The following is a 12,349-nucleotide window of genomic DNA, read 5'->3' on the forward strand; positions in this document are numbered from 1 at the left end:
ATCCACCTTACAGCTCCCTCCCTTCCTTGCGGGCGAGGTACAGGAAGAACGGAACGCCAACGAGCGCGACCATCGCCCCGATGGCGAATTCCTGCGGCGGATTGACCAGGCGCGAAGCGAAGTCTGCCCATACGAGCAGGATCGCCCCGAGCAGCGCCGACATCGGAATGACGAGCCGATAATCGACGCCCGCGATCCGGCGCGCGATGTGCGGGACCACGAGGCCGACGAAGCCGATCGAACCGGCTACCGCTACCGAGGACCCGGCAAGCGCGACGGCTAGTCCCATCGCTATGATTTTGACCCGCGCCGTGCGAATGCCGAGGTTGACCGCGGTATCGTCGCCGAGCGCCAGAAACGAGACCTGGCGGCCGATGGCCGTCGCCCCGGCCAGCGCCAGCAGCACGATCGGCGCGAGCAGCCGGAGATGCATCCATTTGACGCCGGCTACGCCGCCCGCATACCAGAAGGCAAGATCCTGGCTCAACCCGTAATAGAGCGCGACGCCGGTGCTGAGCGAATGCAGGATCGCGGCCGTCACTGCCCCCGCGACGGTCAGCTTCAGCGAGGACAACCCGCCGGGCGATGCCGCGCCGAGCGACACGATGAGCAGCGTGCTGAGCGCCGCACCCGCGAAAGACAGCAGTATAAGCGCCGAATAGGACAACCCCGGCAGCAGCGCGAAACTGAGCGCGACGACGAAAGCCGATCCCGCATTGATGCCGAGAATGCCCGTATCGGCCATCGGGTTGCGCGTCACGCCTTGTATAAGCGCGCCTGCCGCGCCGAAGGCCATGCCCGTGACGACGGCGCCGAGCACGCGGGGCAATCTCAACTCATGAATGATTTGATGAGACGTCAGCGTTTCGTCGTAGCGAAAGACCGCCGACCACACCGTCCCGAGCGTCAGCTCTTTCGCGCCGTAAGAGATCGCGGCGAACATGGACGCCAGCAGCCCTGCAGTCATAAGGGCGAACCAAAAGCCGACGGCATAGCCAATCTTCCTGTTGCTCCTGATGCTCCTGTTGGTCACGATGCCTTGATGCAGCCCCTCTCGCTCATTAATACTGATAATCATTATCAATGAATAATTATAAAGCAATCCCGCTTTTCGTACATGACATATTCCAAGATCGATGGCATGGAGATTTCCCGGAAACGCGCAGAAAGGCATTTCCTTCCCCGCCGTCCCTCCGAGCGTCCAACGGATTCGATCGACGCTTCGAGCCGGTTGCGCCGTCGCGGCGGGCACCGGCATCAGAAGACTTTCCGTGCCGGTACCGTGCCGCCGGTCAGCAGATGCACGGCTTCCTCCAATTGCCGTTCGATCAGCGACGGGGCGTAGACGATCCACTTGTCCCAATCCAATAACGTAACCCGACCGCCCCGTACCGCGGCATGCCGCAACCAAGCCGGGTTCGTCCCGAGAAGCTCCATCGCGTATTTCAGGTCCCCCTCGGTCTCCGGCGCCAGAAATAAATAATCGGCGTCGTACTGCGCCAACTCTCCGGGCTCGATCGCCGTCCAGGTGTGCCCGGTACCGGTCGGATGCCGGTCCAGCTGGCCGCGGAGCGCGGCCGGCGGCGCAAGTCCGAGCAAGCGGTAGAAGATATGGCCGAAATTGCGCGCGCCGTAGATGCGCAATCCGCGTCCGCGCACGGCACAGACGACGACCGTGACGCCGCCGGCAAAGCGGCCGACCTTCTGCCGCGCGAGCTCGACCTTGCGTTCGTGCGCGTCCAGCCATTGTTTCGCGGCCTGTTCCCGATTCACGAGCTTGGCTATGCTCCCGAGATGTGCATAGACGTCCCGCGAAGCCCATGGGATCATCGCGATCGGCGCGATATCGTTGATATTTTCCCGCGCCTTGGCCCATACGTTGTCCTTGCAGACGATAAGATCGGGCTGCACGTCGAAGAAGGTTTGACGTGTCGCCTCCCACGGTTCGGAGCCGTGCTTCGGCAGGGACAGCGTCTTGGCGACGAGCGGGATATGCCGGTGCGTCTGCGCGGCGCAGGGCTCGATGCCGAGCACCTGCAGATGATCCGTGTAGGGATACGAGAGCGATACGACGCGCATGTCCGTTCTCTTGCCGTAAGCGGTCGGTGCTGCGCCGCTTGTTTCTTTGAATCGCCTGCTGAAGTAAAACTCGTCGCCGTACCCGACGTCACGGGCGATGTCCCGGACCCTTCTTCCGGACGACAGAAGCATTTCCTTCGCCTTGCTCATGCGCAGGTCGGTCAAGAAGACGATCGGCGTTTTGCCGGTAGCCTGCTTGAACACTTGGGCGTAATAGGACGGATGCAGCTGCGCCATCTCGGCAAGGCGTTCGACGCGAATATCTTCTTTATAATGGTCGTGCATGAACCGTATCGTCGTTTTCAGCCGTTCTTCCATGTCCTCGCCGAGGGCTGGGGCGCTGCGGCGAAGCAGCGTCGTCAGCAGATCATGCAAGATCGGATGACGCGCGAACGCATCGTTCCCCGCATCCGCGCCGCTCCCCTCCGCCAGGAGGCGAAGAAGCCGCATGGCGCGGCCGCCTTCGGCGCGTACGGCGCCCTGCGCCGGCAGCTTGTCCTCCCGAATGTACACCCTTTGCGCTTCCGATCGTTCCGAGAGCCGGTAAAGCTCGAAGGCTGCCCAAATCAACTCGTTCTCCGCACGGTCCGGTAGCCGCAGCTCGACGGCCGTGCCAGTCGCGCACAGGTAAACCGTCCCGCGCATCAGCTTGTCCGCTCTCCCGTCGATAATGATTTCGCCGCCGTTCGCGGAATACACCAGCGCATGGCAATGCAGCACGGCCGTGCCGTCAGCCCATAGCGGCCGCTCGGATGCTCGCTCCGCGCTCACGACCTCGCATAAGACGCCTGCCAGAAATTCAGTCCCTCCGTCTGCCGCCGTCATTCGGCAATCCCTCCTTCGCCCGCTTCTTCCATGCTACGCCCCCGGCGCCCGTTCAGCCGGGACCGGCAGCCTAGCGCATGTCACTGAAACTTATTACTGAAGCTAGTCTCCGATCCGTTGCCGCTTTGTCCACATTATACAACATTTTCTGACGAAACACGCCTTCGCTTCGCCCGTACCGCTTCGGATAGCTATGGAAGCAGACAGCTAAAAAAGCTCCCGCAGCCTTCGAAGCCGCAAGAGCTTTCCCACTGGACCTCAATACACTTTCTTCGTGTCGCGGTCCGCCTTGAGGATCTCGACCGCTTCTTTGAAGCGCAGCGCATGCACGATTTCCCGTTCGCGCAGAAATTTCAATCCGTCCTGCAGATCGACGTCATCCGTCATGTCGATGATCCACTGGTAGGTGGTACGCGCTTTTTCCTCCGCTGCGATATCCTCGTACAGGTCGGCGATCGGATCGCCTTTGGTCGCGATATAGGCCGCCGTCCACGGTACGCCCGAAGCGTTGTTGTAGAACATGCCGTTATCGTGGTTCACGTAGTTCGGCCCAAGCCCTGCATCCTCCAGCTGCTTCGGCGTCGCATCCTTCGTCAGCTTGTAGATCATCGTCGCAATCATTTCCAGATGCGCGAATTCCTCGGTTCCGATATCCGTCAGTAGTCCGACGACCTTGTCCGGGATGCTGTAACGCTGGTTCATGTACCGGAGCGCCGCAGACAGCTCTCCGTCCGCGCCGCCGTACTGTTCCACCAGATAGCGCGCGACCCGCGGATCGCATTTGCTCACGCGCACCGGATACTGCAGCTTCTTCTCATAAATCCACACGAGCGTCCCGCCTCCTTCGGTTGATCCTCTACACCTGCCACGGCCACGGCGTTTCGACCCACTGCCACGGAAATTTGGAAAAACTCAGCCCGAATTGCAGCAGCGGTCCGTACTGCATCTCGAATTGATGCGCGCATTGCTGGCGCTGCTGGGCCAGCTGATTGAACTGCTGGAGCGCTTGAAGATCGTTCGGATGCGTATCGAGATACAACGTCAGCTCGACCAGCCCAAAATCAAGCTGCTGCAGTTCGAGCAGCTTCTGATAATACTGTTCGTCCAGCTGTTTATTCATCTTGTTCCGGCCCCCTCGCATTGCATTTCGATTCGTAGGGTCCGTAAAGCGCTGGCCATAGGGTGCCCAGCTTCAGCGCGTCCGCAAGCGAAAACTGCGGCAGATTCATCGGCTGAAACGGAATGTACTGGTTCGGCGCAACGTAATAGGTTTTGACGTATTTGGGCGGACATGGGTCAAACGGACCAACAAAGGGATACCAATCGCGCGTCGGTTTAACAGCGTTCAACTTCGCTTCCCCCTCCTCGTGATGTTTTCGCGGACACTTCGCTTACCACTCCTATACTTATGTCTGCCTTTGGGCAATTTTGCTTGGACGCCCATTAAATAATTGATTTCCCGGGTAATATTACCTGCAACGAAAAAAGAGCTCCTGTCCGAGGACAAAAGCTCTTCTCCATTCCAGCAACAAATCATTACCTCATTCTTCCACCAATAATACTTCGGGCTCCTCCACCTTGACGCGGTAAATAAAGACGCGCAGCACGCGCAGCGGCTCGCTCTCCGCCACCTCGAAGACGTAACCGTCAAAATTCACCTTCTTGCCCCGTTCCGGATTGCCCTCCAAAGCCGTGAACAACCAGCCCCCGATCGTATCGACGTCTTCGTCTTCGATCTCCAGGTTGAACATGTCGTTGATTTCCTCGATCAGCATACGGCCTTCGACGGAAGTGACGTCGCCTTTAACGATGATTTCAGGCTGTTCGTTGTCGAATTCGTCGTGGATTTCTCCTACGATCTCCTCGAGGATCTGCTCCGTCGTCAACATCCCGGCCGTACCGCCGTATTCATCCACGACGATCGCAAGCTGCGAATGCTTGCGCTGCATCAGCTTCAGCACATGGCTGACTTCCATCGACTCGGGCACGTTCAGGATCGGCCTGAGGAATTTCGTCATTGTTTGCTCTTCATCCGGGTCTGCCGTCAGCAGATCGGTAATATGTACGAAGCCGATCAATTGGTCCTTGTCTTCGACGCAGACCGGGTAACGCGTATGTTTGGTCGCGTAGACGATCTTCATGTTCTCTTCGAACGGCAGATTGGCATACAGGCAATCCATGTCCGTCCGCGGAAGCATCACTTCGCGGGCCAAGCGGTCGGAAAATTCGAAAATGTTGTCGAACAGCTTCAGCTCGTCCTTGTCGATGATGCCGCTCTTCGCGCTCTGGTCCATCAGGATGCGGATTTCTTCCTCCGTATGCGCCGAGTCGTGCTCGCTTGCCGGCTTAACGCCGAAGATGCGGAGCAGCCCGTTCGCGGAACCGTTGAGCAGCCAGATTGCCGGCAGGAAGACGCGGTAAAAATACAGCAGCGGCATGGATGCCCACAGCGACGTGCTTTCGGATTTCTGGATCGCCAGCGATTTCGGAGCCAGCTCCCCGAGCACGATATGCAGGAACGTAATGACCAGGAAGCCGATCACGACCGACACGGTATGCATGACCGCTCCGTCGCTCAGGCCCAGCAAGTGAAAGAGCGGCTCCACGATCAGATCCGATATGGCCGGTTCCCCTACCCAGCCGAGACCGAGCGAAGCGAGCGTAATGCCGAGCTGCGTTGCCGACAAATACGCATCCAGGCGCTGATTGACCTTGATCGCGTACCTCGCCCGCGAATTGCCTTCGTTGACCAGCTGGGTCAAGCGCGATTGCCTTACTTTCACGAGCGAAAATTCCGCGGCGACGAAAAAGCCGTTCAACAGCACTAAAATGAGGACGATGCAAAGATTCCAAAAGATCCTTCCGAACTCAAATTCCTGCAAAGGTCGTACTCGCTCCTCTCATCGGCCTTGCAGCCGCTTTCTCTCTGTACGCTTACAAGATCGCCCTGCGCGTGCCGAAATCCACGTCGCGGTAATACATATCCTTCACGAGCAGGTTCGGACCGCAGCAGCCCGCGGCGGGACAATGGCAATCCACGCTCTTCGCGAGCGGATGGGACAACCAGCGGTCGAATAGGTCGTCCAGGCGGCTATTCCGGATATTGCCGAAGGCCGGCACGTCCGAGAAGTCGGTGACGAACACGTCGCCCGTGAATAAATTCACGTTCAGCCGGTTGCGTCCGTCCGGATCGTTGCGGACCGTGACCAAAGGCTCATTCGCCAGCCGCTTCAGCAGCGCACGGTCCAACGCATCCTCGCTGCAGCCGTAGAACGGAAGCGTGCCGAACAGCATCCATAGGTCAGGATTGCGGTGATCCAGCAGATCCGTGACCGCATCGCGCATTTGCGCCGGCGTAATGACCGGCAGATCCGCGGCGAACGCGCTCGGATACATCGGATGCACCTCATGGCGGCGACAGCCCATTTCGGCGATAAGGCGGTGAATGTCCGGCATCTTGCGGTGCGTGCGGTAATTGATCATCGATTCGGCCGATACGAACAGCCCGCCGTCGCTCAGCTTTCTCGCGTTCTCGAGCATCCGGTCGTACATCCGCGCGGCGACGGCTTTCGGCACCGAATGGCCGCTCTTCGCAAAACCGATCTCGTGAAAATCGTCCGCCGAGGTGTAATTGAACGAAATATGCATGACGTCGAGGTATGGCGCGATCGCCTCGTACCTGCCGTAATCCAGCGTAATGTTAGAGTTGATTTGAGAAAATATACCCCGGCTGCGGGCATATTGAAGCAGCGGGATCATATAGTCCTTAACCGCGCGTTCCGAGAAGGTCGGTTCTCCGCCGGTGATGCTGATCGTCTTCAAGTGTTCGATTTCGTCGAGCCTGCGCAGCATCATGTCGAGCGGCAGTTTCTCCGGCTCCGATAGCACGAGCGCATCGCCGACCGCGCAATGCTCGCAGCGCATGTTGCATAGATTGGTAAGCGTCATCTCCACGCTCGTCAGCCGGTGGCGTCCATGGCTCCGCAGCGAGAGAATCGGGTCCCAAGGATCATTCTTGGGCGTAAAAGGCGAAGGTATTGCGTTTAACATTGTGTTCAGCACCTGACTTTTCATAATAACATGTCACTTTTCATTGCTTTCCTCTTATTGTAATGTCCATCGCGGCGCGATGCAAACGACACGGTCGTTGGCCGACTCGCGTTCGTGCTTGCAGCGACATAACAAAAGGAGCCCGCACGGCTCCTCGGACCTTCATATTTTGCTGCCGGCCCGAAATCCGTCATTACGAATTCGCTGCTTCGGCCAGCGCTTGATTCTCGTTCACGCTGACGATCATCGTCGTAAGCTGCTTGGACAAATCCACTTCGTACGGTGCCTTAAGCTCCTGGCCCGATTCGTCGTTTAACACCCGGACGACGGGTCGGTGCGGAATGGACGAATTGATATCGACGACGACGCCGACTTCGCCGGATTGCAGCCGCACGGTCACGCCGAGCGGATAAATCGCGACTTTGTCCCGAAACAGCTGCAGCATGCGCTGCTCGTACAAGGTGCCCGTTCCGGCGTACAACGATTCGACCGCTTCGTGCGGGAGCATGGGATTGCGATACACGCGCGTTGTCGTCATCGCGTCGTAGGAATCCACGATGCCGATCCACTTCGCGTACTCGTGAATCTCGTCGCCCTTGATGCCGCGCGGATAACCGCTGCCGTCGAGCCGTTCATGATGCTGGTAGGCGCAGTGAGCGGCTAACAGCGGAATGTTCGGCTCATCCTTGAGCAGATAGTAGCCGCGCTCCGCATGACGCTTCATCTCCTCGTATTCGTCACGGGAGAGGTTGTCGTTCTTCTTCAAAATATTCACGCTGATCTGCGTCTTGCCGATATCGTGCAGAACGGCGCCGAGACCGAGCGTCATGAGCTCGTCCCGGGAATAGCCGTTCGCGATGCCGAGCACGGTCGTATAGACCGACACGTTCAGCGAATGATTGAACAAATAATTATCGACGATGCCCATGTTCATCAACATCACCATGGCATCCTTCTGCCCGGTCAAATCGTCGATGACCATCCCCATGATCTGGCGGAACGACTTTCCGATATAAGGGTAGGTGACGCCGCTCTTGCGGTTGGGCCTGTCCATCAGGTTCCGGAAATTGGTACGGATCTCGGTTAGCGCGCGGTGTCTCGTTTCTTCGCTGATGAGATCCGGCACGACCAGGTCAGCGGTACGGGGATCCTGAATGTACACGTAATGAATGCCGCATTCATAGAGGCGGGTGATGAGCTTATGATTTAATTCGACGTCCGCGCCGAGCAAAACAAGGCCCTCTTCGGAATAAATCTTCTTCGCGAGCCTCATGCCGGGCTGGCACAATTGAATGGGCAGTAAACGCATCCTATCGACCCCTGCCTTGCTTCTATTTTCCTATACGGTTAGGACTATAACCTCGTAATGTTAATGTAAGGGATTTAAGGAAAAAGAGCAAGAACAGTTTCGTCAAATGTCGACAAAATTTTCCTAACGCATGACAAAAACCCAGAACAGCGCGGCCAGAATAAACCGGTAAATCGCGAAATGCGTCAGCTTGACCTTCTGGATGAATCGCAAGAACAGCACGATGACGAGCCATGCCACGACGAACGAGACGAGGAAACCGACGATAAAGAAGGTCAGGTTGTCGCCCGTGATGTATTTGTAGCTATCGAGCATCTCGTACCCGGATGCTACCACCATGATCGGAATCGCCATCAGGAAGGAAAAGTCCGCTGCGGCTTTATAGCTCGTCCCGGTCAGCATCCCGCCCGCGATCGTGGAGCCCGAACGCGAGAATCCCGGCCAGAGCGATAGACATTGCAGCAGCCCGATCATGAATGCCTGACGGTACGTCATATCGTCCATCGTTTCCGCCTTGACACGGATGCGGCCGGAATTGGAGAGCTTCTCCGCGACGATCATATAGACCCCGCCGACGACAAGGGAGAGGAGAACCGGGGCTTGGTTGAAGCCTTCGCCTTTGATGACGTCCTTCAGCACGTACGCGAGCAGCATCGCCGGCACGATGCCGAGCGCGACGTGGATGAGGTTCAGTTTCTTGCGCGGAGCGGAACGGCCGTCGCCGAACGTTCCGAGCGATACCGTCTTTCGGGAAAAGCCGAACAAATCGGCGATCCGTTGCCGGTAAACGAGCGCCATCGCGAGAATGGCTCCCAGCTGAATGATGATCTCGAACGTGACGATGGCTTGGTCGTCGGACGCGATGCCAAGCAGCTTGTTCGTCAAAATCATGTGGCCCGACGAAGATACGGGCAAAAACTCGGTCAAGCCTTCCACAATCCCCAAAATAATCGAATGAATAATGTCTCCCATGGAACCCTCCTGAAACATACTTAACGTGCAACAATGGATACAAAAGCGGTGTCATTCCTACAGACGACGGAGTTCCGGCACTAAACCTCGCTGCGCCGGCCCGTTTAACGGGAGATCCAACGCTCCCGAAAGCTGTCGGCGACCGCATCGCGGTCCTGCAGCTCCCGTTCGAGCACGTCACGGATAAATTCAGGCAAGAAATATGCGATGTCCGTGCCGTTCTTGATTTTCTCATAGCCCGCCCCAAACGTAAACATGTCGATCGTCCCAACCACGTAGTCGCGGTCATCGTCGAGCTCTTGTCCATCGACCGAGATGGAAGCGATCTGGGCGTTCGGCGGCCCCGCGGGATCGTAACGAATAACCATGCCGTCCACGGCCAAGGTTCCGAGCACCGACCCACGGAAGCCGAAGCCGCGGATCTGCTTCTCGATAAAGCCGATCTGCAGCGACTGCTCCAGGCTGATCCGGATATCCCTGCCGGAAAGCTTTATCCGGCACGGATTGATCGGCGACGGGCATAACGCGTGGAGCTCGCCGGCCGTTACTTTCCCGGACGCCAGTCCGCCGAGCAGCTGACCGGCGTTAACGATGCCGATCTCCGCCCCCGTCCAGCGCCGAAGTCCCGCGGCAAGCAGATTGACTAGCGGCGATTCCCGCTCCGCCAATGCCGGCAACGGAGCCTCAAGCACGGTGATCACACGCCCAAGGCGCTCCACGCTGCCTCGATGGTACGCATTAATGATGTTTCTCGCTTCCGGTTGCTCGGGATAGTCCGTCATCGGCACGCAGGACGCTTTGAAGGACGGACGATTCCCGGCATCGAACCGGACTTCCACGCGGCCGACATATTCGCCGTACTTGCCCGTCGCGCAAATATGCGTATCGCCGATAATCTCCGGTTCCTCCAGCAAATGATGCGTATGCCCGCCCAGGATCAGGTCGATGCCGGGAATCGATTCCGCCATCCTTCGGTCGAGCGGCAGCCCTATATGGGACAACACGACGACCACGTCGACTTCGCCGCGAATGGCCGCGACTTGCTCCGCGACCGCTTCAAGCGGATTCGTAACCTCCCACCCGAGCAGCCCGTAAAACTCCGCGAAAGCCGCCGTTACCCCGACGATGCCGAAGCGAACGCCGGCCTTCTCGATTATTGCATGCGGCAGCAGCCAGGACGGACGCGTTCCTGCTTCGCTCCGGTACAGGTTCGCGCATACCGTTCTGAAGTGCGCTTCTGCGCCGAAAGCCTCATCCAGCTGTTCCGGCGTAAAGGTCAAGCCTTCGTTGTTGCCGAGCGTCGCGGCTTCGTATCCGGCCGCGTTCAGCAACGCGATATTCGCCAAGCCGTCGCTCGCTTCGGTCTCGACCCGCATGCGGTCCATATGATCCCCGATATCCAATGCCAACACGCGATTGACGCCGTGCGTGCCCCGGGCTTCTTCGATGTATGCCGCGATTTTGGCCGCTTGTTCCAGCCTGCTGTGAATGTCGTTGCTGTGAAGCAGCACGACATCGGGCGCATTCGTTGCCATATCCTTCATGCTTGCCTCCCGGTTGCGCGATTCAACGCTTGATTCGCATCTCATCCGCTGAGAAAGTCTGCTTGAATCCGAACGATGCTTCGCCGCGCTTGTCTTCATCCTGCAAGAACCGGCAGGCGACGACGCTTTTGACGTTCAAGCAATCGCTTGACCCGTTCAGCACGTAGAGCCGGATCGGTCCGTTCTTGATCAACGGCGCTCCGTCGATGGCGAACTGTACCGCCGCGTCCGTCAGCTGTTCCCATGGGACGATCGCCTCGAACGTATCGGCCGCCTCGATTTTCAAATGCGTTGGCAGCGGCGCCTGCGGGTCGATTCCCTGCTGCTCGCGAAATCGTTCAAACCATTCGCCGACGTCGAATGCCTCGCCGGCGGCGCCGGGAACTCGTTCGGACGCCGGAAAAACACGGCCCGCCAGGCGGGCCATGTCCTCCGGCATCGTCTCGACCGGCTGAAGGCCGGGATAATATACTGCTATGATGTGCGTCATTGCCGCTTCCTTTCTTCGTCTGCTGCTGGGTATCGCGTCGAACCGACCGTTACCCGCCGATTTGAGACATGCGGCGCGCCGTCGGCTCATGCGACTGCGATTCGTCCGCCAACTTCGCGGCCATCTCGTGATTCCGCGGTTTGATATCCAACGCCCGCAAGAACAGTTTCTCCAGCTCGGCCGCGCTGCCCAAGGCCGGCTTTACGTTCAGTTCGTCCACCCAGTACAAGCAGGGCTGCAGGTTGCCGTCGGCCGTCAACCGGAGCCGGTTGCAGCGCGAGCAGAACTGGTCGCTGACGGGGTGAATCAAGCCGAATGTTCCGATGCCGCCCTTGATCCGATAATCGTCGGAGGGACCGTTGCCGAGCACGTCGCTGATCCGCTCCACGTCCAGCTTGTTCTGCTGCGCGATTTCCAATACACGCGACAGCGGCAAATAATGTTTCCGCCAGTTGTCGTCGGCGTGGCCGATCGGCATATATTCGATAAAGCGGACATGCAGCGGCTGCTTGGCAGCCATATCCAGAAAAGCGGCGATTTCGTCCTCGTTGACGCCTTTCAACAGGACGCAATTCAACTTGATCGGCGCGAAGCCGACGCTCGCGGCCGCCTCGATGCCCTGCAGCACGCGCTGCAGTTCCCCGCGCCTCGCGATGAACTTAAACCGCGTGGAGTCGAGCGTATCCAGGCTGATGTTCACCCGCTTGAGCCCTGCGGCTTTTAGCTCTTCCGCATGATCCGCGAGCATAACGCCGTTGGTTGTTAACGATATGTCTTGGATGCCCGGAATAGAAGCAAGCTCGCTCACCAGACCGGCCAGTCCCGGCCGTACGAGCGGTTCCCCGCCGGTTATTCGAAGCTTCGTGATGCCGAGTCTCGCCCCGGTGCGGACGACTTCAGCGATTTGCTCGTAGCTGAGCAAATTTTCGGGCGGCTCGAACTTCATGCCTTCCTCGGGCATGCAGTACAAACAGCGCAGATTGCAGCGATCTGTAACGGAAATGCGCAAGTAATCATGAACGCGTCCGAATCGATCTGTTAGGGCTGTCATGGCACGCACTCTCCTTTGCGGTGTTCCCG

General features: G+C 58.4%; 12 protein-coding genes. All 12 read right to left on the reverse strand.

The features are described from left to right. Positions 1–7 precede the first annotated feature (7 nt). The 12 genes from AC50YL_RS13720 to moaA all read right to left on the reverse strand — a co-directional run bounded on the left by AC50YL_RS13720 (position 8) and on the right by moaA (position 12,320). Positions 8–967 (reverse strand): FecCD family ABC transporter permease, encoded by a 960-nt coding sequence (locus tag AC50YL_RS13720; protein WP_494832718.1) that lies wholly within the window; start codon positions 965–967, stop codon positions 8–10. Positions 968–1,257: 290 nt separating this feature from the next. Further along, positions 1,258–2,904 carry a helix-turn-helix domain-containing protein gene (locus tag AC50YL_RS13725; RefSeq protein ID WP_494832719.1) on the reverse strand — a complete coding sequence of 549 codons (1,647 nt, stop codon included), beginning with the start codon at positions 2,902–2,904 and terminating at the stop codon, positions 1,258–1,260. A 258-nt stretch (positions 2,905–3,162) separates the two neighbouring features. Continuing rightward, positions 3,163–3,732: a manganese catalase family protein gene (locus tag AC50YL_RS13730; RefSeq protein ID WP_494832721.1), complete on the reverse strand. Its 570-nt coding sequence runs from the start codon at positions 3,730–3,732 to the stop codon at positions 3,163–3,165. A gap of 28 nt (positions 3,733–3,760) precedes the next feature. Further along, complete coding sequence (locus AC50YL_RS13735; protein ID WP_494832723.1) at positions 3,761–4,024, reverse strand: spore coat protein CotJB; 264 nt, start codon at positions 4,022–4,024, stop codon at positions 3,761–3,763. Continuing rightward, on the reverse strand, positions 4,017–4,253 hold the full coding sequence (locus AC50YL_RS13740) for a spore coat associated protein CotJA (RefSeq protein ID WP_235948697.1): 237 nt from the start codon (positions 4,251–4,253) through the stop codon (positions 4,017–4,019). The genes AC50YL_RS13735 and AC50YL_RS13740 overlap by 8 nt, the downstream gene beginning before the upstream one ends. Before the next feature lie 192 nt (positions 4,254–4,445). After that, positions 4,446–5,786: a hemolysin family protein gene (locus AC50YL_RS13745; protein WP_494832725.1), complete on the reverse strand. Its 1,341-nt coding sequence runs from the start codon at positions 5,784–5,786 to the stop codon at positions 4,446–4,448. Positions 5,787–5,838: 52 nt separating this feature from the next. Beyond that, a complete protein-coding gene (yfkAB, locus tag AC50YL_RS13750) occupies positions 5,839–6,954 on the reverse strand; it encodes a radical SAM/CxCxxxxC motif protein YfkAB (protein ID WP_494832727.1) in 1,116 nt (371 codons plus the stop codon). 193 nt (positions 6,955–7,147) lie between these two features. Continuing rightward, positions 7,148–8,263, reverse strand: a complete 1,116-nt coding sequence (locus tag AC50YL_RS13755) for an HD-GYP domain-containing protein (protein ID WP_494832729.1) — start codon at positions 8,261–8,263, stop codon at positions 7,148–7,150. 123 nt (positions 8,264–8,386) lie between these two features. After that, positions 8,387–9,235 (reverse strand): undecaprenyl-diphosphate phosphatase, encoded by an 849-nt coding sequence (locus AC50YL_RS13760; RefSeq protein ID WP_494832731.1) that lies wholly within the window; start codon positions 9,233–9,235, stop codon positions 8,387–8,389. Positions 9,236–9,339: 104 nt separating this feature from the next. After that, positions 9,340–10,779, reverse strand: coding sequence for a bifunctional metallophosphatase/5'-nucleotidase (locus tag AC50YL_RS13765; RefSeq protein WP_494832733.1), 1,440 nt, complete (start codon positions 10,777–10,779; stop codon positions 9,340–9,342). A 22-nt stretch (positions 10,780–10,801) separates the two neighbouring features. Beyond that, entirely contained in the window at positions 10,802–11,269 is a 468-nt protein-coding gene (locus AC50YL_RS13770) for a hypothetical protein (protein WP_494832735.1), read from the reverse strand. A gap of 49 nt (positions 11,270–11,318) precedes the next feature. Then, a complete protein-coding gene (gene moaA, locus AC50YL_RS13775; RefSeq protein WP_494832737.1) occupies positions 11,319–12,320 on the reverse strand; it encodes a GTP 3',8-cyclase MoaA in 1,002 nt (333 codons plus the stop codon). Positions 12,321–12,349 lie beyond the last annotated feature (29 nt).

The sequence above is a fragment of the Paenibacillus sp. J22P277 genome (assembly GCF_059383675.1).